The organism is Chitinophaga sp. SYP-B3965, from assembly GCF_009647655.1.
GTDB lineage: Bacteria > Bacteroidota > Bacteroidia > Chitinophagales > Chitinophagaceae > Chitinophaga.
In genome coordinates this window covers 25,545-48,321 of the sequence record NZ_WJFD01000005.1, presented here as the reverse complement: position 1 = coordinate 48,321, position 22,777 = coordinate 25,545, and the positions used below count along the sequence as shown (strand labels likewise).

General features: G+C 46.1%; 15 protein-coding genes. 9 read left to right on the top strand and 6 right to left on the bottom strand.

What is annotated here, in order from left to right:
- Positions 1–4: 4 nt before the first annotated feature.
- The 5 genes from murG (at position 5) to ftsZ (ending at position 6,835) form a co-directional block, all read left to right on the top strand.
- Positions 5–1,099, top strand: coding sequence for an undecaprenyldiphospho-muramoylpentapeptide beta-N-acetylglucosaminyltransferase (gene murG / locus GFS24_RS23480; RefSeq protein ID WP_153663884.1), 1,095 nt, complete (start codon positions 5–7; stop codon positions 1,097–1,099).
- A gap of 1 nt (position 1,100) precedes the next feature.
- Entirely contained in the window at positions 1,101–2,453 is a 1,353-nt protein-coding gene (gene murC / locus GFS24_RS23475; protein ID WP_153663882.1) for a UDP-N-acetylmuramate--L-alanine ligase, read from the top strand.
- A gap of 1 nt (position 2,454) precedes the next feature.
- Entirely contained in the window at positions 2,455–3,474 is a 1,020-nt protein-coding gene (locus GFS24_RS23470) for a cell division protein FtsQ/DivIB (protein ID WP_153663880.1), read from the top strand.
- A 14-nt stretch (positions 3,475–3,488) separates the two neighbouring features.
- Positions 3,489–4,904: a cell division protein FtsA gene (gene ftsA, locus GFS24_RS23465; RefSeq protein WP_153663878.1), complete on the top strand. Its 1,416-nt coding sequence runs from the start codon at positions 3,489–3,491 to the stop codon at positions 4,902–4,904.
- 107 nt (positions 4,905–5,011) lie between these two features.
- Positions 5,012–6,835 carry a cell division protein FtsZ gene (ftsZ, locus tag GFS24_RS23460; RefSeq protein ID WP_153663876.1) on the top strand — a complete coding sequence of 608 codons (1,824 nt, stop codon included), beginning with the start codon at positions 5,012–5,014 and terminating at the stop codon, positions 6,833–6,835.
- An 81-nt stretch (positions 6,836–6,916) separates the two neighbouring features.
- Here ftsZ and GFS24_RS23455 read toward each other — a convergent pair whose 3' ends face one another.
- The 3 genes from GFS24_RS23455 to GFS24_RS23445 all read right to left on the bottom strand — a co-directional run bounded on the left by GFS24_RS23455 (position 6,917) and on the right by GFS24_RS23445 (position 12,371).
- A complete protein-coding gene (locus tag GFS24_RS23455; RefSeq protein ID WP_153663874.1) occupies positions 6,917–8,656 on the bottom strand; it encodes a DUF4091 domain-containing protein in 1,740 nt (579 codons plus the stop codon).
- A gap of 59 nt (positions 8,657–8,715) precedes the next feature.
- Positions 8,716–10,683, bottom strand: a complete 1,968-nt coding sequence (locus GFS24_RS23450; RefSeq protein WP_371731307.1) for a KUP/HAK/KT family potassium transporter — start codon at positions 10,681–10,683, stop codon at positions 8,716–8,718.
- 137 nt (positions 10,684–10,820) lie between these two features.
- Positions 10,821–12,371 carry an OmpA family protein gene (locus GFS24_RS23445; protein ID WP_153663872.1) on the bottom strand — a complete coding sequence of 517 codons (1,551 nt, stop codon included), beginning with the start codon at positions 12,369–12,371 and terminating at the stop codon, positions 10,821–10,823.
- Between the two features lie 235 nt (positions 12,372–12,606).
- Between GFS24_RS23445 and GFS24_RS23440 the strand changes: the two genes are divergently transcribed.
- The 3 genes from GFS24_RS23440 to GFS24_RS23430 all read left to right on the top strand — a co-directional run bounded on the left by GFS24_RS23440 (position 12,607) and on the right by GFS24_RS23430 (position 15,837).
- A complete protein-coding gene (locus GFS24_RS23440) occupies positions 12,607–13,572 on the top strand; it encodes a polyprenyl synthetase family protein (protein WP_153663870.1) in 966 nt (321 codons plus the stop codon).
- A gap of 121 nt (positions 13,573–13,693) precedes the next feature.
- The gene (gene recJ, locus GFS24_RS23435) at positions 13,694–15,397 is read left to right on the top strand and encodes a single-stranded-DNA-specific exonuclease RecJ (protein WP_153663868.1); all 1,704 of its coding nucleotides are present in this window, start codon (positions 13,694–13,696) and stop codon (positions 15,395–15,397) included.
- A 107-nt stretch (positions 15,398–15,504) separates the two neighbouring features.
- The gene (locus GFS24_RS23430) at positions 15,505–15,837 is read left to right on the top strand and encodes a hypothetical protein (RefSeq protein WP_153663866.1); all 333 of its coding nucleotides are present in this window, start codon (positions 15,505–15,507) and stop codon (positions 15,835–15,837) included.
- Here GFS24_RS23430 and GFS24_RS23425 read toward each other — a convergent pair.
- From GFS24_RS23425 to htpG, 3 genes are read right to left on the bottom strand one after another with little or no spacing between them, the layout of a single operon-like run.
- On the bottom strand, positions 15,834–16,541 hold the full coding sequence (locus GFS24_RS23425) for an alpha/beta hydrolase-fold protein (RefSeq protein ID WP_153663864.1): 708 nt from the start codon (positions 16,539–16,541) through the stop codon (positions 15,834–15,836). The two genes, GFS24_RS23430 and GFS24_RS23425, sit on opposite strands and share 4 nt — an antisense overlap.
- Positions 16,542–16,568: 27 nt before the next feature.
- The gene (locus GFS24_RS23420) at positions 16,569–17,456 is read right to left on the bottom strand and encodes an alpha/beta hydrolase-fold protein (protein WP_153663862.1); all 888 of its coding nucleotides are present in this window, start codon (positions 17,454–17,456) and stop codon (positions 16,569–16,571) included.
- Positions 17,457–17,482: 26 nt separating this feature from the next.
- Complete coding sequence (gene htpG / locus GFS24_RS23415; RefSeq protein ID WP_153663860.1) at positions 17,483–19,306, bottom strand: molecular chaperone HtpG; 1,824 nt, start codon at positions 19,304–19,306, stop codon at positions 17,483–17,485.
- A gap of 275 nt (positions 19,307–19,581) precedes the next feature.
- On the opposite strand from htpG, the gene GFS24_RS23410 reads away from it, so the two are divergent.
- Positions 19,582–22,689, top strand: coding sequence for an Ig-like domain-containing protein (locus GFS24_RS23410; protein ID WP_173003174.1), 3,108 nt, complete (start codon positions 19,582–19,584; stop codon positions 22,687–22,689).
- The last annotated feature ends 88 nt before the right edge of the window (positions 22,690–22,777 follow it).

Here is a 22,777-nt window from a genome sequence, read left to right as displayed (position 1 = left end):
ATAAATGGCAAAAAAAGTGATCATAGCAGGCGGCGGTACAGGAGGACATATCTTCCCGGCCATTGCTATTGCCAACGCGCTCCGCAAGTTAGAACCGGAGACGGAGATCCTTTTTGTGGGTGCCAAAGGAAAAATGGAAATGGAGAAGGTGCCGCAGGCTGGTTATCCTATCGAAGGATTGGAGATAGCAGGTTTCAACCGCAGTAATATGTTGAAGAACATCCTGCTGCCGTTCAAACTGTTGAAAAGCCTCCGCCATGCAAAAAGTATCCTGAACCGTTTTCAACCAGATGCGGTAGTAGGTGTTGGTGGTTATGCCAGCTTCCCTATTCTGCGGCAGGCACAGCGTAAGGGAATTCCCACGCTGATACAGGAACAAAATTCCTATGCCGGAAAAAGTAATAAGATACTTGGCCGTAAGGCTGAGAAAATATGTGTGGGATATGAAGGAATGGAAAAGTTCTTTCCTGCGGAAAAGATCCTCTACACCGGCAATCCGGTAAGAGGTGCTATTACGCAGAGTGCCGTAGCGAGAGAAGAAGCATTGCGTCATTTTGGATTGCTGGACGGCAAACCTACCATTTTTGCAGTGGGAGGAAGCCTTGGTGCAAAATCTATTAATGAAGCGATCTTGCCTCATCTCGTAGAATTTGTGAATAAGGATATCCAGTTGATCTGGCAAACGGGGAAACCATTCTACGAAACAGCAAAGTCCGCAGCGGCAGCTTATGCTACCCATGTGAAAGTCTATGACTTTATTAACGTGATGGATTTTGCTTACAAAGCGGCAGACGTTGTGATCTCCCGCGCAGGTGCATTGGCCATTGCTGAGCTTTGCGTGGTGAAGAAGCCCGTGATCTTTGTGCCGTATCCGTTTGCAGCAGAAGATCATCAAACGCAGAATGCCCTGAGCCTTGTGTACAAACAGGCCGCGCTGCTGATCAAAGATGGTGACGCGCAAAGCCGCCTGGTAAATGAGGCATTCAGTTTGGTACAGAACAAAGCATTGATGGATCAGCTGGAGCAGAACATCGCGCCACTGGGAAATAAAAACGCAGACATGACTATCGCCCGGGCAGTGCTTGGGTTGATTAAATAATATGGAACTGAAGAAAATACATAGGATCTATTTTGTTGGTATCGGTGGTATCGGTATGAGCGCTATTGCACGCTTCTTTAATGAGAAGGGTGTGAAAGTGAGCGGATATGATAAAACAAGTACCGGGCTAACGCAGCAACTGGAAGCAGAAGGCATTGCCATTCATTATACAGAAGACCTGGATAAGATTGACAAAGCTGCTGACCTTGTTGTGTACACCCCTGCTATTCCGGCCATACAAAAAGAACTGGTGTATTACCGTGAAAATGGATTTGAAGTAGTGAAACGCAGTGATGTGCTGCAGGAGATCACCCGTGAATTGTTTGCCATCACCGTAGCAGGCACCCATGGAAAAACAACGGTCTCTACCATGATCGCACACATCCTCCGCCATACAGGATACGGCTGCAATGCCTTCCTGGGTGGCATCAGTTCCAACTACGGCAAGAATTTCTGGAGCAGCGAAAAGCAGGTAGCTGTGATAGAAGCAGATGAGTATGACCGCTCTTTCCTGAAACTGAGTCCGGATGTTGCCGTACTCACTGCCATGGATCCGGATCACCTGGATATTTATGGAACAGAAGAAGCAGTAGAGGAAGCGTTTATTCAATATACAAAGAACATCAAGCCTAACGGTACGTTGCTGGCGAGGTTTGGTTTACCACGCGGCGCAGCACTGGAAGGGAGCAACAAGCTCTTTTACAGCCTGCAAAATGACGCCGCCGATATATATGGGAAGAACATCCGCATGGATAACGGCGGTTATGAGTTTGATGTAGTACAGCAGGATTGGCTGATAGATAATGTGAAGTTGTATATCGGGGGCATGCACAACGTGGAGAATGCCATTGCGGCAATAGGCGTGGCGCACTTGTTAGGCATCAGCAATGAAAAGATCAGAGCAGCGGTAGCAGATTTTAAAGGTATCCGCCGCCGTTTTGAATACCTGGTTAAGAAAGATAACGTTGTATATATAGATGACTATGCGCATCACCCGGAGGAATTAAGAGCGCTGATCAGCAGTGCTAAATCTTTATTCCAGGGCAAGAAATGCACCGTCATCTTTCAACCGCATCTCTTTACGCGTACAAGAGATTTTGCAGATGGATTTGGCGAAAGCCTTTCCATGGCAGATGAAGTGATCCTCCTTCCTATCTATCCTGCAAGGGAATTACCGATAGAAGGTGTAACGAGTGAAATGATCGCCTCCCGGATCAATGGCCCGGAAGTGAAGATCATAGAGCGGGATGCAGTAGTAACATGGCTGAAGGATCATCCTTCCCAACTTTTAATCACGGCAGGTGCAGGAGATATTGATCTGCTGCGCGAACCGATACAACATTTATTAAACTAACATGCAAAGCAAAACCAAAATAGTCCTCAAACGTATTGGCATTGCCCTCCTCTGGAGCGGTGTGCTGGTGGGCTTTATGGTATTGCTCGTTGCCGCTGTAAAAGAGAAAGATAATACGAAGTGTAAAGGGCTGAAGGTAACGCTCAAAGGAGATGACCGGAATGCCTTTATAGATGAGAATGATATTAAAGCACTGATCAATTCACAGGATAAGAAGCAGAACCCTGTGGGCATGCAGATCAGCGAGATCAATATCGGCAACCTGGAACGCATTGTTGAACGGGATCCATGGGTTCGCTCCGCAGAACTGTTCATCGATAACCAGGAGATCTTAAACATTGAAGTAGTGCAACGCGATCCGCTGGCCCGCGTATTCACCTTCTCCGGAAATAGCTTTTACCTGGATGAACAGGGAGAACGCATTCCCGTTTCAGATCGCTTTTCTGCCAGGGTACCTGTATTTACCGGTTTCCCTACAGATGCAGTGCAGCTGAAGAAAGAAGACAGCCTGTTGTATGCACAAATGGGAGAAATAGCCCGCTTCATTGCAACAGATACTTTCTGGAATGCACAGGTGGAGCAGATGGTGATCACCGGAGACAGGAAATTTGAGTTTATTCCCAAACTGGGTGATCATGTGGTTGTTTTTGGAGAGGGAACAGATATAGCCGCCAAGTTTAACAAACTGCTCGTCTTCTACCGCGAAGGTTTAAGTAAAGTAGGATGGAACACTTACTCAAGGCTGAACATTGCCTACCATGAAGAAGTGATAGGTACCAGGAGAGATGGCAAAAGCGCACCGCCGCCGCCCATGTACAAAGATTCTACTGTTGCAGATGTAGCGATGGATGATGATGATCACAGTACACCGGCACCGGCCATTACACCAAAACCAGCGGAGGATAAACCCAAAGCTGCCAAACCAGCTGCTACTAAAAAGCCGGTAGCCAGAAAGCCTGAAAAGGCAGAAGGCCCAAAGCCCAAAGCAGTATATAATAAACCTAATCGTAATCGCAACTAAAACAATAAAGTACCATGAATCAGGAAGCTCCCATCATTGTAGGTCTCGACATTGGCACCACGAAGATAGCAGCCATCGCAGGAAGGAAGAATGAATACGGGAAATTGGAAATCCTCGGATTCGGGAAGGCCCCATCATTTGGTGTTCAGCACGGCATGGTGTTGAATATCGATCAAACCATCAAGGCTATACGTCAGGCGCTGGAAAACTGCTATGCTTCTAATCCCAACCTCGAGATCAATGAGGTATATGTAGGTATTGCGGGCCATCATATAAAAAGCCTTCAAACGCGTGGTGACATTGTCCGCAATGACACAGACGCCGAGATCTCTCAGAAAGACATTGATCAGCTGATCAATGATCAATATAAGACCGTGATCCCTGCCAGCGATCAGATCATTGACGTGATCCCGCAGCAGTACATTGTGGACAGTCTCCAGAATATCACCTACCCTATTGGTATGAGTGGTGTGAAGGTGGGTGCTAACTTCCACATCATCACAGGCGATAAGAACGCGATCCGGAATATCAACCGGAGCGTAGAGAAATCAGGCCTGCGCATCAAAGACCTCGTATTGCAACCACTGGCATCTGCCGCCGCTGTTATGTGCGATATGGATTTTGAAGCAGGTGTTGCGATCGTAGACATTGGTGGTGGTACTACAGACCTCGCCGTTTTCTATGAAGGCATTTTGAAACACACAGCTGTGATACCATACGGCGGTGAGAACATCACCAACGATATCAAGAACGGTCTGGGTGTTTTGAAAACACAGGCAGAACAAATGAAAGTACAGTTTGGCTACGCACTTGCAGACGAAGCCAAGAACAACGCATACATCACTATTCCCGGTCTCCGTGGTCAAAGCCCGAAAGAGATCTCTGTAAAGAACCTGGCACACATTATCCAGGCAAGGATGAGTGAGATCCTGGACTTTGTGGTGTATCACCTGAAACAGATCGGGATGGACAACAAGATGCTGAATGGCGGTATCATCCTCACGGGTGGCGGCTCTCAGCTGAAACACCTGATCCAGTTAACAGAGTATACTACCGGTGTAAGTGCAAGGATCGGTTATCCGAACGAGCACCTGGCCAGTGGTCATACAGATGAGCTCACCAAGCCCATGTATGCTACCTGTGTTGGTTTGATCCTGAAAGGCTACAATGATTATGAGAATGACAGAAGAGCGCTGGAAGAAAATTATGTGAAGATCAACACCAGCTATTTTGCCAAAGAACAGGCCGCACGTAAAGCAGAAGATGAAGAAGGATGGATGGAAGAAGAAGAACCGGAAGCTGTTGAAACGGCCTCTGCAAGGCAGGATAGGAAAGCAAGAGAACGGAATGCTTCCCTCAAGGGATTCCTGGACAGGATGAAAACAAAGATCATCGACATGTTCACCGAAGAGGAAGATGCCAAGTTGTAATTACGCTGTGGCGTGATTGTTGCAATTAAAAATAAATTCAAATACACGATCAAAACAGAGCGTAGGAAAAGTACATCAAATACTAACCCAAAAAAAGAGAAAGAGTCATGATACATTTTGATCTTCCAAAGGAAAAATCCTCTATCATCAAGGTCATAGGCATTGGTGGTGGAGGTAGCAATGCAGTCAACCACATGTTCAACCAGAACATTGAAGGGGTTAACTTCATTATCTGCAATACCGATGCACAGGCTATTGCAAACAGTCCTGTACCCAATAAGGTACAACTGGGACCACACCTGACGCAGGGTTTAGGAGCAGGCGCCAATCCAAGGATCGGCGAACAAGCTACAGAAGAATCCTTTGAAGAAATCAAAAAGATCCTGGAGGTGAATACCAAAATGGCATTCATTACTGCAGGCATGGGTGGCGGAACCGGAACCGGGGGTGCACCCATTATTGCCAAGATCTGCAAAGAGCTGGGTATCCTTACGGTGGGTATTGTTACCACACCCTTTTCATATGAAGGGAAAAAACGGATGGCACAGGCAGAAGAAGGTATCAATCGCCTGAAAGAATGTGTAGATACTTTATTGATCATATCCAACGACAAGCTCCGTCAGAAATTCGGTGATCTGAAATTCAAAGCGGCGTTCGAAAAAGCAGACAACGTGTTAGCCACGGCTGCAAAATGTATCACGGATGTGATCAACTCCACTGGTCAGATCAACGTTGACTTTGCGGACGTTTGTACCGTAATGCGTAACGGTGGCGTGGCTATCCTGGGTGCTGCACTGGCAGAAGGTGAAGGCCGTGCACAAAGAGCGATCGAAGAAGCATTAACTTCTCCGTTGCTGAATGATAATGATATCAGAGGAGCCAAATGGATCCTTATCAATATTTCTTCTTCTGAAGGCGAGTTTGAACACACACTGGATGAAATGGATACTATCCAGGCTTATGTACAAAGTATGGCCGGTGAGGATTGCGATGTGATCCTTGGTGTTGGTTACGATCAGACCTTAGACCGCAACCTGGGTGTGACCATCATTGCTACAGGGTTTGAACAGAATCCTATCCAGCAGATCAAAGCGGCTAATGCAGCAGCTGCAGCAGAGCAACAGGTGATCAAAGAAGAACCAAAGATAGTGATGACGCTGGGCCAGGAAGGTGATGAAAAGAAAATGCATAACCAGGGCATGCTGTTCTCTGAAGAACCAGAAGTTATCAGGGATGTAATGGCGCCAACATTAGTAGTGCCTGTAGTAGCGCACCCCGCTCCTGCCACTTCTTTTGAACAGCCTGTACAACAAGCTGCAAGGGAAACTTACACGCTGAACATTGAACCCGTTGAACAGGTTCAGGCACCACAACAACAAGTGCAGCAACAACAGCAGGCACAGCAACAGCAAGCACCACAACAACAGGTACAGCAACAACAGCAAGTTCAACCGCAACAGGCACAGCCAACAACAACACCTGTGTCAGGAGGTTATCTCAACCGCCCTTCCAATATATATGTGGAACCGGTGAATAACAATGCTTCAGAAGATAAACCGGAAATGAAAATGGTGTTCAAGGAAGATGCAGCACCAGCCGTTCCCGAACAACCACAGCAACCTGCACAACCTGTACAGCAACAGCAACCACAGCAACTGGTTCCTCAGCAGGAAGAGCCTAATGACGAACAGAAGCGCAAACAGCTGGAAAGGGTAGCGAAACTGCGTAGCATCAGTTTCAATGTGAAGAACATGGATAACAACCAGGAGATAGAGAATGTACCAGCTTACCTGAGAAGGAATGTAGACCTGGATAATGGTTCCGGTTCTGCTGAGCAGTTCTACTCTAACTACACCGTAGGTAGCGACCAGGATAATAAGGCAGAGATCAATACGATCAACACCTTTTTAGATGGTAAAAAACCAGACTGATCTTTTGAATATTATAAAGTTTGATTGTTTTTTAGTTGTGTTAAAAAAAATCCTCCGATTCCTCGGAGGATTTTTTTATTCCTATAATGTGTTTAGTATCGTGGTGGCTTTGTTCACCATATCCCCTGCTGTCTTTGCTTTCAGGGCATTGATCTCAAAAGCTTTCAGCACCTTATCCAGCTCTGCGCCTTTCCCCTCTGCTTTCAGTACCCGGATCTTTTCATACACCTGGATACCTTCTATCATTCTCTCAAAACGCATGGAAGATCTTGGGCCCGGATATACCAAATAAGTATCACCTGCAGCCCAGGTGCGGAAACGGGAATCCTGCAACGGTTCCTTCACCCAGCAATTATATGCCCAGCGTAAATAACCACTGTAATTCTTCGCTGCAGCATGCCATCCCAGCCAGGCGGATTCTGCCAACGGTGAGAAAGTAAATGTGTTGGGATATCCTTCTGAGCAGCAGGTATAATAAGTACTTGGCCATCCTTTTTCAAAGCGCCACTTACGTTCTTCTTTGGAAAAATCCTGTCCGGATGCCACGCAATAATCATAGATATCGTTCACCAGTTCCTTATGATAATTACCGGCTAAAGACACCTTGAAGTCCTTATCCACACTGCGGATCAGCTTAATAGCACTTTGCATGGCTTCCATAGGACGTTCATCCATGGCAATGCAGGTGATATCAAACCAGCCTTTCGCTTTCAGATGTTTGGCAAAATCAGCCAGCATCGGGCGCCAGTGTTCATCATATTCAGTAGTGCCAGGTTTAGCTACAATGAAAGTATCCTTTCCGCTGGCTTCATTATAATAGTAGAATTTCAGGTTCCAGGGGATCATGCTGTAGCAGGCCACCTGTTTTTTAATACCGGATTCCTGCATGAAAGCAACCCATTTATCAAACACCGTGTAATCAAAATTCCAGGTACCATCTTTCTTCTTTGTCCACTTCACCATATCTCCGTAGATATCTTCCGTCTGGCTGTTCCAGGGATCGTAAATGATACTGGTGGTGATCACTTTCTGCCCTGCGTTCGCCAGCATTTCCATATATGGTTTCATGGCAGCGAAGTGCTCTTTACTCCACAATTTGGTATTGTGTACTCTTGCGATGGCATAAGGACTTTGCCAGAGGTCCAGGTGAAATGCCCAGTCCTTGGGTTGTGGTAAAGTACGCGCGGAAACTACCACTTCATAATTGAGCATGGAAGGATACACATCCTTGCCCACCTTCACTTTCACGTAACCTTTATAAACACCGGCAGGTGTTTGAGGAGGCACCGTTACACTTAACCATACTGGCTGTGTGGTGTTGGCGGCCACATTGATAGCAGGAATAAAATCGATGCCGTCTGCTACCAGGGAAGAATCAAAAGAACCTGGTGGACGATGTCCGCATCCGCCACCTTCGCTGTTTAGCTCATCCGTTATCACGTAACGTACAAAACCGGGTGTAATGGCGCTGGCCGGGATCTTGTTTCCGTTGCTGTCTTTAAGATCAGACTTCTCAATGCTTACAGCGGTGAGGGGTTTGGTGGTGTAGATCACAAATTGTGTATGCACTTTCTCTCCCCTCCAGGCTTTGGCGCTCCAGGAAGATCTGAGAGAAGAAGCAACAGGTGCGTAGTTCTTTTCATAACGTACATCAGCACTGCCGAAATTAGCGTGTACACCTGGCTGAATAGTACTCCAGCTTATCGGGTCAATTGGGCGAGGGTCTGGCAACTCGCGATAGTCAGATCGAACACCGGTCTGGGCAAAGGTTGCACAGGATAGCGCCAACAATAAAATTGTAGCGTAGACGTGTTTTAGCATGATAATTAGCGTTTTTAGGAATTGCTAAAATAATACACGACACGTTAGCAAGCAACCTATTAATCTTCGTAAGTATACCGTTGCTGTACCCTCTTCAATTGAAGGTTAGTAACCGGCGCTACCACCAGGGGGAACTTCTCTATGGTCACGTAACTGGAATCCAGCCCAAAACCACGTTCCTCGGAAAGCCCGATCTTTTTAAGCATGAAGTAAATGCGCATGATGATCCGCTCATGCAGGGGAAGGTCATTATCGTGAGAGAGGAATTTTTCCATAACGATGAACTGGAAATCACCCACCACATTGTTTTTGCTCAGGGACTCATAGCGGCTGGTGATGTTCACTTCTTTGTTCCGCACCATATCTTCCACCACCATTCTGAACATGAGGTTGATCCGTTGCTCCACCCTGAATCCAAGACGGAATTCCACCCGGATCACTTCATTAGGGATAATGGTTTGCACCGTATACTCACTCATATAAGGTTCATCCACCACATCCACGTGAACGAACCAGTAGATGTCCGCACGTTTGGGTTTCTTATTGAGTATGGAGTAAATGATCTTGTGTTCAATCTCTTTCGGATTGTCCGCACTACTCATATACACAAGGTGCGTAGCGAATTTAGGGATAGTGGTATCGTTACTCAGCTCCTGCAAAATAGGCAGGAAATCTTCCAGCTTCACAAATTCCACATAGCGGTTCTTGATCTTGCGGGACCGGAACCAGGAATACATGATCATGAAAAGTGCACCACCAACAATCACCGTCACATAACCGCCATGCATGAATTTCACCAGGTTGGCAAAGAGGAAAGAGAACTCAATGGTCAGGTATACAACAAGATATAATCCTATCCAGAGGAGTTTTACCCTTCGGGTATACAGGTAGAATGCGAAGAGGCAGGAGGTCATCAACATACAAATGGTGATGGACAAACCATAGGCTGCTTCCATCGCGGACGACTCCTTAAATATTAATACGATCGCCACACAACCGGTGAACAACATTAAGTTGATGCCCGGAATGAATAACTGACCGCGTAATTCTGTAGGGTAATTGATCTTCAGCTTTGGCCAGAGGTTCAGGCGCATGGCTTCAGAAATGAGGGTAAAGGACCCGGAGATCAGGGCCTGGCTGGCAATCACAGATGCAATCGTGGCAATTAATACCCCGAATATGACAAACCATTCCGGCATGATCAGGAAGAAAGGATTCTCTCCATGGAGGGTTCCGCCACGTTGCGTTAACAACCAGGCGCCTTGCCCAAGATAGTTGAGGATCAGGGCTGATTTCACAAAGATCCAGGAGATCCTGATGTTACCACGGCCACAATGTCCAAGATCCGAATAGAGGGCCTCCGCCCCCGTGGTACAGAGGAAAACAGCCCCCAAAATGAGGAAACCGTGCGGATACACGGCTAATAACTCAATAGCGTAATAAGGATTAAAGGCTTTTAATACAGTAAGGTCATCTGCAATATGAGAGATCCCCAATACAGCCAGCATACCGAACCAGATCACCATGATGGGGCCAAACATCTTTCCGATGGACATGGTACCGAACTGCTGCATAAAGAACAGCAGGGTGATGATCACCAGTACGATCTTTACGATCGCCCATTCTCCGAGGTCTTTGAATACGGGCAGGGTTCGCAAACCTTCTACAGCTGAAGTAACCGTGATGGGTGGGGTAATAATACCATCCGCCAATAACGCGGCCCCTCCTATCATACCAAATATTACAGTCCATTTTCCATGCCGCCGCACCAGTGCATAAAGTGAGAAGATCCCCCCTTCACCTTTGTTATCGGCTTTGAGGGTCAGGATCACATATTTTACTGTTGTTTGGAGAGTAAGTGTCCAGATGATGCAGGAAATCCCTCCGATCACCAGCAGGTCGCTGATTTCGTTGGTTCCAACAATTGCCTTGAACACATAGAGCGGAGAGGTACCGATATCGCCGTAAATGATCCCCAGCGCCACGATAAGACCGGCCAGGGTAGCTTTATTGAAGTCTTTTACCACGCAGAGTACAATATAAGATTAAAAGCAGGCTCAAATTTAGTAATAAATACGGATCAATCGCGAATTTATATCTACCATAAAAAGAGGCTGCTCAATATGAGCAGCCTCTTTTAAATATTTACCAGTGTGTGGTTGTATTAGTTGGCTGGAGCCAGGTCTACAGTACCAGCATCACCAGGAGTGTTTTGCTTGATGAAGCGACCGCGATCGATACCTTGTTTTTCAGCGAGGTAGTCGATTACAGCGTCAACACGGCGAGAGCTCAGGTCAACACCACCTTTTTTACCTTTAGCACCAGCGTGGCCAGTAACCAGGATGTTGCAGGAAGGGTTAGAACGGAGAGTATTTGCTACGCTACCGAGAACAGCTTCGAAATCGTTAGAGATCTTAGTTGCACTGCCTTTGAAAGCAACGCTAGGGAAGATCAGGCTAGCGCAATTAGGCTTATCTACGATGTTTTTGCAGCACTCAGGATCTGGGCATTTACCTACGCCATCAGCATCAACTGGGAAGCAATAAGTAGGCGTGATCAGTTGCTTGTCTTTGAAGTCAGGAACACCATCACCATCAGTATCCTTAGCTACACCGTGAGAATCAACGGGAGCACCAGCTGGAGTGTTAGGTTCGCGATCGAATTGATCAGTAACACCATCACCATCAGCATCAGGCAGTACCGGAGTAGGCAGCTTCATGCGGCGTGGGCTGTTCAGCTCGTTGTAAGCGAAATCCAACGGATTAACCCACCATAATGGTTCAACACGTTTGTTGGGGTTACCGAGGTTGAAGTTCAAACGAATAGAAGTATAAGAGAAGAAATCTTTAGTACCATCGTAAGCACCGGCAGTGTAACTGTCCAGGTAATCATCGAAAGGCAGGGTCAATTTCTCTTCAACACCAATGTTGAAACGTTTAGAAACTTTGAAAGCAATACCAGTACCTAATTCCAGCGCATGACGCAGGAGTTGGTTGTCATCTTTACGACCGATCTGAACGCGATTTCCCTGAGAAGGTGCATTTTGTTCGTAATCTTTGTCGTGGTAGTTTTTCAGAGCGTCGCGAATATCTTTCTTCTTACCAGAGAAGTTGATGTTAGCACCACCAGCACCGTAGGTATAACCTGTAGTACCATTTTGGTCAACGTCAACGTCTGCCAGCATCAAACCATAACCAGCGAAAACGTACCAGTTAACTTTAGGTTGAGCTTTGTAGAACAGGATGTTGCTCAGAGAAGCGATGAAGTCTAAAGACAGTTGGTGTGTTGCTGTTCTGTAAGCAGGAACAACAAAACCGCCATTTCTGCTGGCAGTAGCGTTATAAGCGCCACCTACTGTGTTAGGTTTCAATTTGTAATCCAGACCATAATCGAAAGAACCAGTATACTCACCTCTGATAGAGAAAGTATGACCGAGGGCTTTTCTCAGGGAGAGACCGCCACCGAAACCGGGAAGAGCTGCTACGTCACCTTGGATAAAGTGGTAACCACCGTGTACTCCCAATTCCCACATATTTCTCGGCTTGGCCGGATAGTCAGATTGGTTGTTTCTGAAACTGTTGAATTGCGCCATATTCTTCGCGGAAACTTTAGAGGAGTCCAGCGCGTCGTATGAGGGCTTAACCTGCGCAAAACCGGGAGATGCTGCCAGAAGAGTCATTGCACCTGCCAGTAGTAAGTACTTTTTGCTTGCCATAATTGTTTTTTTATTTAAAAACTGTTAAAGATTTTACAATTAACGCGTTTTTTACCAAGCAAAGGTAAAAATCCTTAATGAATATACAAATTTTTCTTGCGATTTTATTTGTATTGATAACTCCCTCAAAATTAAGGGGTATCTAAAGAACGCTTCCGGTAATATCTACAAATTCGGGGCCAAATTATCAGAATGTAGTATTTTAGGGGTAGCTTAGCGAACCTTTTTTTAACATATGGAGGAAATTAAACAACTGATTGGGAAGGAATTACAGGATTTCGAAGGAAAGTTTGCAGATGCTGTAAAAAGTGACGTTCCCCTGCTGGATCGGATCATGCACTACATCGTAAAACGAAAGGGAAAGCAGATCCGGCCCATGTTCGTGATCCTCTCCGCCAGGATGTTCACTAACGAGATCAACGAAAGTACCTACCGGGCCGCCGCCCTCGTAGAACTGCTGCATACCGCCACCCTCGTTCATGATGATGTGGTAGATGATTCCCTCGAGCGCCGGGGCTTTTTTTCCGTAAATGCACTCTGGAAAAATAAGATTGCTGTATTGGTGGGGGATTACCTCCTCACTAAAGGCCTTTTATTGTCTCTTAATAATAATGACTACAAAGCCCTCCAGATCCTGTCCAAAGCTGTAAGGGAAATGAGCGAAGGGGAACTCCTCCAAATGGAAAAGACCCGGAAACTGGATATTAAGGAAGACGTCTATTTTGATATCATCCAGCGGAAAACAGCTTCCCTCCTGGCTTCAGCTTGTGCAGCCGGCGCCTGGAGCACCACCGCCAATGACGAGATCACGGAAAAAATGCACCTTTTCGGCCAAAAAGTAGGCATCGCCTTCCAGATCAAGGACGATCTTTTCGATTACGGCCCCGCTAATATCGGAAAACCTACCGGTATCGATATCCGGGAAAAGAAAATGACCCTCCCCCTGATCTACACCCTCCAACATGGCACAGCTGAACAACGCAGACATATAATTAATATAGTAAAGAACCACAATAAGGAAAAAGACAAGGTCAACGAAGTGATCACCATGGTCAAAGAAAGCGGCGGTATAGACTATACCCGGCAGAAAATGCTGCAATACCGCGACGAAGCACTAGCCATTTTACATGAATTCCCCGACAGTAATATCCGCGCAGGATTGGAAACACTAGTGAGATTCACCACAGACAGGAAATTTTAAAGTTTTTTACACGTTTTAGCACAAACAATCTCTGATTTAGCGCTCATTACAGCCGATTATACGCTAATCATCCTTATATTACGGTTATTGAAGACTGATTAGAACAAAGGAGTACCAATTCATGCAGAAACGCTGGACAGTAAAGAAATATCAACCAATTCCGGAACAACAGCTGCAGGCAGCTTTGCGCATTCATCCCTTACTATGTAGATTACTGGTGCAAAGAGGCATCAAAAAATACGATGAAGCCAAACACTTTTTCCGTCCAACACTGGAAGATCTCCACGATCCCTGGATCATGAAAGATATGGATAAAGCCATCTCCCGTATCGAAGAAGCTTTCTTCCGCCATGAAAAGATCCTCATTTACGGAGACTATGACGTAGATGGTACCACCGCCGTGGCAACCGTTTACAGCTTTCTTGAAACCATCTATCCAAACCTTGAATTTTATATCCCTCACCGCTACCGGGAAGGTTACGGTATTTCCCTGCAGGGCATTGAACATGCCCGCGATAATGATGTAAGCCTCATCATCGCATTGGATTGCGGGATCAAATCCACAGACCATATTGCCACTGCAAAAAGTTGGGGAATTGACTTCATTGTATGCGATCACCATCTGCCAGATCCCATTCTGCCAAACGCGGTGGCCATCCTCAATCCCAAACAGCAGGACTGCCCCTACCCTTACAAAGAATTAAGCGGTTGTGGCATTGGCTTCAAACTGATCAGTGCCCTGGCCCAGAAAAAAGGTATCCCTATGAAAGAGGTATACCAATATTTAGACCTCGTAGCTACCAGTATTGCAGCTGATATTGTTCCCATGACCGGCGAAAACCGTATACTGGCCTATCATGGCGTAAAGCAGGTAAATGAAACACCCAGTTCTGGCATCAAGGCACTCATCCAGTTAAGCGGACTAAAAGAAAAACTGACCACTTCCAATCTCGTATTCGTTATTGCCCCCCGCGTAAATGCAGCCGGCAGAATGGACGATGCCCGGAAAGCCGTGAACCTCTTCATCGAAAAAGATTACGATAAAGCTTATACTTTCGCCGAAATGCTGCACGCAGATAATTTCGACCGAAAGGAAATTGATATGACCATCACGCAGGAAGCAGTGAGCATTATTCAGAATGATATCCTGCAACATACCCGCAAATCAACTGTATTATTTCAACCGCACTGGCATAAAGGTGTTGTAGGGATCGTGGCTTCCCGCCTGATCGATAAATATTTCTACCGCCCTACTATTATCCTTACACAAAGTAATGGGCAGGTAGCCGGATCCGCACGTTCCGTGACAGGGTTTAATGTGTATGAAGCTATTCACCAGTGTAAAGATCTCCTTGAAAATTATGGCGGGCACTTTTATGCTGCGGGCATGACCATGAAACCGGAAAATGTGGAAGCCTTCCAGGAAAGATTTGAATCCATCGTAGCTGCCACCATCGATCCCGATCTGCTGATACCGGAAATAGTGATCGATTCGGAAATAACTTTCAACGACATCACCCCCTCCTTTTATAATATCATGCGGCAATTTGAACCCCTCGGCCCGGAAAATCTCAGGCCTTTGTTCATTGCCAAAAATGTAACAGATACCGGCTATTCAAAGATTGTAAAAGAAGAACACCTCAAACTGTCTATCAAACAACGTAACAGCCATTCCATTTCCGGCATCGGCTTTTTTATGGCAGACAAATTTGAACTGGTCAACAGCAAAAAACCATTCGATATGGTATTCACGCTGGAAGAGAATGAATGGAACGGCAATACAACCTTACAATTGAAAGTAATAGATATCAGGGCCTCCGCTTAGAATGATACAATTCAGCGACAGAATGATACGGATCGGCGAGAAGAATAAAAGAGGTGTTGTTATTTTTAGAGAGTTCAACCCACATTAACCCTCTAAAAATTTATCTTATGATCAAAGGAATTGCTCTATTGATGGTTGCCATTACTTTAAGCATGAACGCAACTTCTGGTATCAAAACCTCCAATCATGCGCCCGCTTTTGCTTGGAATTTCATTTATGCCTTCGGCAACGGCCCCGTATCAGGCTTAAGCTGGTCCGGCAACTACTTGTATATTTCTTCTGGTAACTACACTGTGTATTCTGCAAACGGATATGGATTCCTTACTCCGTCAACACCGGTTTATGTAAATGCCGTGGATAATGCGAATACCTATGTGCAGGTTTCCGTAACTGGCACCAGCGGACCCGTAGTTTCTTACTACGATTTCCAGGATTTCTAATTCTTTTGCTTACTCAACCACGTGAACAAAGCCGGGTCTTTATACGCCCTGGTCCAGGAGTCATGCCCACCGGTTGGCGTTTCTGTATAATAAATTTGTGTATTGCCACAGGCTTTCACAGCCTGTACGATCTTCCTGGTTTCACTTACCTGGATGGTGGGATCATCTGTGTTATGAAAAGTCCGGATAGGCAATGCCTTCATGCCACAGGGATTTAAACGGGAAAGTCCATAACCTGCAATGGGAACAATCGCTGCAAAACGTTCCGGATGAGCAGATGCCCAGATCCAGGTACCATACCCTCCCATACTTAAACCTGTCAGGTAAACACGGTTGGTATCAATAGGGTAAGAACGTTTTACATCTTCGTATAAGGAATCCAGGCTGGCTACTTCCCATGTTGGGGCAGACAGTTTACATTGCGGAACGATCAGGATGAAAGGAAGATCATGCCCCAGTATTTCCGGAACACCTGCAATCCGGGCTTTACTAAGATCATCTCCCCGTTCTCCTTTTCCATGAAGGAAAAAGAGCACAGGCCAACGCTTTGTACTTCGGCGGCGATATTTATCCGGCATGTAAACCAGGTATTTTTTAATGGAAGCACCAGGGTGGGCAATTGTCTTTTCCGTATCATCATCTGCTCCAACAGTGAGCACAACGAAAAAGCACAAAACAATCGTGAGGAAGATTTTTCTGATCATATAGGTATAGGCAGTATCGGTATCGGATTATTTCTTTTGCTCACTCAGCCATGCAAACAATGCAGGATCTTTATAAGCCTTGGTCCAGGAATCATGACCTCCGGTTGGATTCTCTGTATATTTTACCATAGTGGAACCGCATTTCTTCAATGCATCCACCATGTCCCGTGAATTGGAAACATTTACGGTGCCATCATCTGCATTATGAAAAACCCAAATAGGCTTGTTCTTTAACACACAGGCATTGGATGGTGTGCCCGCACCACAGATAGGTACTACTGCAGCAAATTTATCCGGACTACCCTGTGCCCACGTCCATGCACCATATCCTCCCATACTAAGACCCGTAAGATAAATGCGGGAAGGATCCACGTTATACGTTTTCATCACATCTGCATATAGAGCATCGAGGTTCGCATTATTCCACCAATCGTTTCCTGTTTCTTCTTTGCATTGCGGAGAGATCAGGATATAAGGGAAATCTTTATCCTTACCGGCGATAGCAGGAAGCGCTGTATTTTTCACTTTATTCAGATCCGTTCCTCTTTCTCCCATACCATGCAGGAAGATGATCACCGGCCACTTCGTGGTATTTTTCTTTTCATTATAGGAAGCAGGAATTTGAAGTACGTAGTCGGTAATTCCTTTAGGATTATTTACTTTTTTGAAACTAACACCGATTGTCTGGGGAGTAAAATTGCCTGAATCCACCACAACTGGTGGAGGATTTCCCGTGCCACCTCCCGGAGGATCAGGTACTACGGTATTGGACTGTTTGGAACAGGCCACCATTATTATCAAGGCAAAGCTGATTGCCACCATGTTACGAAGATTCATTACAACCAAAACAACAATGATCATACCAAAAGATAAGCTGGCAGCGCTAAAAACCGCTACCAGCTTACAAATTATCATAATTCGTCAGGAATTCATATGTATAACTAATCTTTCCCCATCAGTTCCACACTGCGGTTCACGAATGCCGTGAGCTCAGCTCCCTGCAATAAATTCTGGGAAAGCAAAGCCAGGTCTGCCAGGTTGCGTACCAGTTTCTGTTGCTTTTCAGCATTCCCTTCTTCCAGGATGTTCAGATAAATGGGGTGATTGGCATTTACCGTCATCGTGATCTCATCCGGCATACCGGCAAACATACTTGCGGAACCGCCCATGGCTGCCATATCTTTCATCCGGCGCATAAATTCAGAACGGGTTACGATCACCGGTTGATCCTGTGCGCTTAATCCTTTCAATTCCACTTTGATATTAGGCTGCGGGATCTGCTGACCGAACATGTCTTTCAGTTTGCCTTCCTGCTCTTCGCTCAATACGCTGATCGCCTTTGCTTCATTATTGATCAGGTTATCTGCGATGTCCGCATCCACCCGGTTGAATTGTACATTCTCCCATTTGGTTTCCATCTGGTTGATGAAACCAGCATCCACCATCGTATCCAGCTTCACTACTTTATATCCTTTCGCTTGTGCAGCCTGGATGTAACTATCCTGCTGAACAGGATTCGTAGCATATAAGATCACCAGCTTACCTTCTGCATTAGTTTGTATCGCAGCTGTAGCCGTGCGGTATTCTTCCAATGTATAAAATGCACTGTTGTCTACATCTGCCATCACATGGAATTTGCTTGCCTTTTCAGCAAACTTGTCTTCCGTCATCATACCATATTTCACAAACAGGCCAATATGTTCCCATTTTTCTTCAAAGGAAGGACGGTCTGTCCGGAACATTTCATCCAGTTTATCCGCTACCTTTTTAGTGATGTGTGCATTGATCTTTTTCACGTTAGGATCTCCCTGCAGATAACTCCTGCTTACGTTCAACGGAATATCCGGAGAATCTATCACACCATGCAGCAGCATCAGGAATTCCGGCACAATGTTCTTCACTTCATCTGTTACATAAACCTGGTTGCTGTACAGGCTGATCTTGTCCTTCTGGACCTCGTAAGATTTCGTGATCTTGGGGAAGTACAGGATCCCTGTAAGGTTGAAAGGATAATCCACGTTCAGGTGTATCCAGAACAATGGTGCTTCTGCATAAGGATACAGTTCTTTATAAAAGTTCTGATAATCCTCTGTGGTTAATTCACTCGGCTTTTTAACCCATGCAGGAGAAGTATTATTGATCTGTGTATCCTGGAAACGAATGGGGATAGGTAAGAAACGGCAGAATTTTTCCAGGATAGTACGGATGCGGTTTTCATCCAGGAACTCTTCACTTTCCTCATTGATATGCATCACAATGTCTGTACCGCGTTCTGCTTTCTCTGTTTCTTCCAGTTCATATTCCGGGCTGCCATCACATTCCCAGCGAACGGCTTTTGTATCAGGGCGCCAGGATTTAGAATAGATCTCTACCTGGCTGCTCACCATGAAAGAAGAATAAAAACCAAGGCCGAAGTGGCCAATGATATTCGCTCCGTCAGTTTGACCTTTATACTTGTTCACAAATTCTTCCGCACCGGAGAAAGCTACCTGGTTGATATATTTATCAACTTCCTCAGCCGTCATACCCACACCACGATCAGAAATAGTGATGGTCTTTTTTTCTTTGTCCAGCAATACAGTAATGTCTGTATTCCCAATGTCACCTTTAAATTCTCCAACGCTGGCCAGTGTTTTAAGCTTCTGCGTGGCATCCACCGCATTACTTACCAGTTCACGTAAAAAAATATCGTGATCAGAATAAAGGAACTTTTTGATAATGGGGAAAATGTTCTCTGTTTGTACACGTATAGCGCCTTTCTGCATAATTGATCAGTTTTTAACGGAGGTTGTTGGTCAAAGGCTATGCCAGTGGATACCCGGCTGACAAGATGACCGTCCGCCCTTAAGTTAACAAAAACTTCTTTTCCCGTATAAATGAACTGATGTAAATTAGCATAGTAACCATATTTCAGAACCCCTCCCAAAAACCCTTTATGAAAAGAGCTTTACTCCTATCATGTCTATTGGTACCCCTTTTGGCCCTTGCACAAACAAACCCGGTACCACAGTCAATACCCTACTTACAAACATTTTCCGCCATGCCACACAATGCTACCGTTTTACCAGACGGATGGCTGGGCTGGACATTAAGCGGCTCCCCTTCCGGCAGTTTCAATGTGGCGCCGGCAGCGGCTGACAAACCCCTGGCGGCAAACAGCACCGCTTCCTCCACAACCAACGGCGTTCACAATTACAACGGAAAAGTCGGCTTCCTCAATAGCGGCAGCGCGGACAATTCCGTGGCGCTCAGCGTAAACACAACCGGCAGCACCAATGTGAGCGTGGGTTTCGAGGTAATGACGATCCGCAATCCATATGATAACAACAGTAATACCCGCATCAACGAAGTGGTATTACAATACCGGGCGGGCACCAGCGGTAATTTCACCAATCTGCCCTCCACGGCCTATCAGAATAATACCACCTTGCAAACCGGCTCCGGGATCACCACACCGCAAAACCTTGTTTTCAAACAGGTATTGTTGCCGGCGGAATGTGAGAATGTACCTGTTGTACAATTAAGATGGGTGAACCGCCAGATCGGTGGAGCAGGCTCCAGGCCCAGCTTTGCGATTGACAGTATAACTGTTGGCGGTGTGAGCGGAGATGTTACACCTCCTGTGATCAGCAGTTTATCTCCGGCGAATGGAGCCACTGGCGTACAACCCGGCAGCAGTTTGGTGATAACATATGACGAGAACATCCGTAAGAATGCGGGCAATGTGACCATAAACACCCAGGTATTAGACATCAATAACCCCGCGATAACTATTTCCGGCAACACCTTAACCATCCCTGCCACCCTGCGTGGCAATCGTACTTATTATGTGATGCTGGACAGCAACGCCATCCAGGATTCCAACGGAAATGGCGCTGCCGGAATTTCAGACAGCACCCAGTGGTCATTTACCACCGGCAGCCAGTTACTGGATTTCGACTTTACCACTTGTATAAATGGTTTTACCCAATACAGTGTGATCGGGGATCAAACCTGGGCCTGTACTACATTTGGCCAAACCGGCAATGGTATGCAAATTAATGGATTTGCCAGCGGGGCAAAAGATAATGAAGACTGGCTGATCGCACCAGTGCTGGATCTCTGCGGATTCAACTTCCCGCTGTTGTCTTTTGCCAGCAGGAGTGCATTTGCAGGCCCCGGCCTGGAATTAAAAATATCCACAGATTACAGTGGCAGCGGGGATCCGCATCTTGCCAGCTGGACAACCATCAACGGCCGTTTCCCTGAAACCGGCTCTGATGTGTGGTTTACGTCTCAGGGCATCAACCTGGCAGCTTTCAAAGGAACAGATGTTTACATCGCCTGGGTATATACTTCCTCCCCTACTTTGCAAGCTAGCCGCTGGACTTTGGATGATGTACACATCACCAATTCCGCCACAGCACCTGCTCCTACTGTTACAACTTCCCCGGCACAACTGGATTTTGATTACAGCAAAGCCGGCACCCGTTCAGATCCCCAGCCCTTTACTTTCTGGGCAAATGATCTCACCGCACCATTACATGTAACCGCCCCTTCCAACTTTGAAATATCACTGGATAAGGTGCAGTACTATCCCACGTTGACCTTTAATGATACAGACCCTCATACCGTATGGGCCAGGTTTGCTCCTTCGGCTGCAGATCAGAATTACACAGGCACCCTGAGTTTCTCTTCAGCAGCGCTTTCCGCCAGCAGGGTGAATCTCACCGGAACTTCCCTGCGTACCCTGAAAGTGGTGAACTGGAATATGGAATGGTTCGGCCACCTGGATTTTGGCCCAACAAACGAAGCATTGCAACAGGCCAACGCCCTCAAAGTAATGCGCAGCGTGAATGCGGACATTTTCGCCCTCGTAGAAGTTGTAGACACCATCCGTTTAAAAGCCATCGTAGATTCCATGCCCGGTTACAAATACCTGGTATCAGATTTCGGCTCAAGAGTGGATAGTCTTACTGCTCCCTTATATGACAGCGCGCAAAAGTTAGCCTTTGTATATAAAGACTCTTTGGTAAAAAGTATCCGCACCTACGGTGTTTTACGTAAAGGAGGCAGCCCCACTGCTTATTACAATTGGTCCTCCGGACGGTTCCCTTATCTCATGGAAGCCAATGTGGTCATGAATAGTGATACCGCCCGCATCCATTTTATCGTCCTCCATGCCAAAGCCAATACAGGCAATACAGCAGAGAAAATTGAAAGCTGGCATAGAAGGAAAGATGGCAACAAAGAGATGAAAGACTCCCTGGATGCACAATATCCTTATAAGAACATCCTGGTATTAGGAGATTTTAATGATGATTTCGACAGGACCATCACTTCCGAAATGGCGCCGGACACCACTACTTCTTATATAGATTTCAAACTGGATTCGCTGAATTATACACCATTCACATATGAACTCAGCCTGGCCAAACAACGTTCCACCGCTTCTTTCCCTGATATGATAGATCACGCCATGGGCTCCAATGAAATGCAGCTGGCCTATGTTCCGCAATCCGCTAAAGTGCTGCGGTTTGTAGAAACCATCATCCCTTCTTATAGTACCTTTACTTCAGACCACTTCCCGATCATCAGTCGTTATGATATCCGGGTACTGGCCCATCCGGTTGTGATGACCACTTTCACAGCCCGGGAAGATGATGGCGGGGTAAGATTAACCTGGAACACCACCCGCGAGATCAACAACGACAAGTTTATTGTAGAGCGTTCTCTGAACCAGCGGAATTACACACCAATAGATACTGTACCTGCCCAAAACATACAAGGGGCCGCTTACCAAAGTTTCGATGGTTCCGTATTACCCGGCTACTGGTATTACCGCCTGAAACAGGTCAGCAAGGACAGCACTTTCCAATACAGTTCCGTTCAAAGCGTACTGGTATTGAGCCGCGAATCCTGGTTCAGGTTATTATGCCTCATCCTGGGCAGGCAGCTCTATATTTATATGGATGCCCCGCAAGCTGGTCCGGCTTCTATCCAATTAATTGATCTGCAAGGAGTAATTCGCTACCAAAGTCAGCTGAACTTCTCCAAAGGCATGAATCTGAGAAAAGTGGACGTTGGGAACATGCCTGCCGGCATTTACCTCCTGAGGGTTCAAAGCGGCAATAAGACTGAGGTTAAGAAGATATTTATTACCCGCTGATAACAAGCATGTTAGCAAATAAACGGGGATACCAAAAGTATCCCCGTTTAAATTAACGGAAATTCGCGCCAGTAAAGCGGAAGAATCA

Bases quoted from the DNA above. Each gene is read 5' to 3' on its own strand.
- murG (WP_153663884.1), top strand. From the start codon at position 5: ATGGCAAAAAAAGTGATCATAGCAGGCGGCGGTACAGGAGGACATATC.
- murC (WP_153663882.1), top strand. From the start codon at position 1,101: ATGGAACTGAAGAAAATACATAGGATCTATTTTGTTGGTATCGGTGGT.
- GFS24_RS23470 (WP_153663880.1), top strand. From the start codon at position 2,455: ATGCAAAGCAAAACCAAAATAGTCCTCAAACGTATTGGCATTGCCCTC.
- ftsA (WP_153663878.1), top strand. From the start codon at position 3,489: ATGAATCAGGAAGCTCCCATCATTGTAGGTCTCGACATTGGCACCACG.
- ftsZ (WP_153663876.1), top strand. From the start codon at position 5,012: ATGATACATTTTGATCTTCCAAAGGAAAAATCCTCTATCATCAAGGTC.
- GFS24_RS23455 (WP_153663874.1), bottom strand. From the start codon at position 8,656: ATGCTAAAACACGTCTACGCTACAATTTTATTGTTGGCGCTATCCTGT.
- GFS24_RS23445 (WP_153663872.1), bottom strand. From the start codon at position 12,371: ATGGCAAGCAAAAAGTACTTACTACTGGCAGGTGCAATGACTCTTCTG.
- GFS24_RS23440 (WP_153663870.1), top strand. From the start codon at position 12,607: ATGGAGGAAATTAAACAACTGATTGGGAAGGAATTACAGGATTTCGAA.
- recJ (WP_153663868.1), top strand. From the start codon at position 13,694: ATGCAGAAACGCTGGACAGTAAAGAAATATCAACCAATTCCGGAACAA.
- GFS24_RS23430 (WP_153663866.1), top strand. From the start codon at position 15,505: ATGATCAAAGGAATTGCTCTATTGATGGTTGCCATTACTTTAAGCATG.
- GFS24_RS23425 (WP_153663864.1), bottom strand. From the start codon at position 16,541: ATGATCAGAAAAATCTTCCTCACGATTGTTTTGTGCTTTTTCGTTGTG.
- GFS24_RS23420 (WP_153663862.1), bottom strand. From the start codon at position 17,456: ATGATAATTTGTAAGCTGGTAGCGGTTTTTAGCGCTGCCAGCTTATCT.
- htpG (WP_153663860.1), bottom strand. From the start codon at position 19,306: ATGCAGAAAGGCGCTATACGTGTACAAACAGAGAACATTTTCCCCATT.
- GFS24_RS23410 (WP_173003174.1), top strand. From the start codon at position 19,582: ATGCCACACAATGCTACCGTTTTACCAGACGGATGGCTGGGCTGGACA.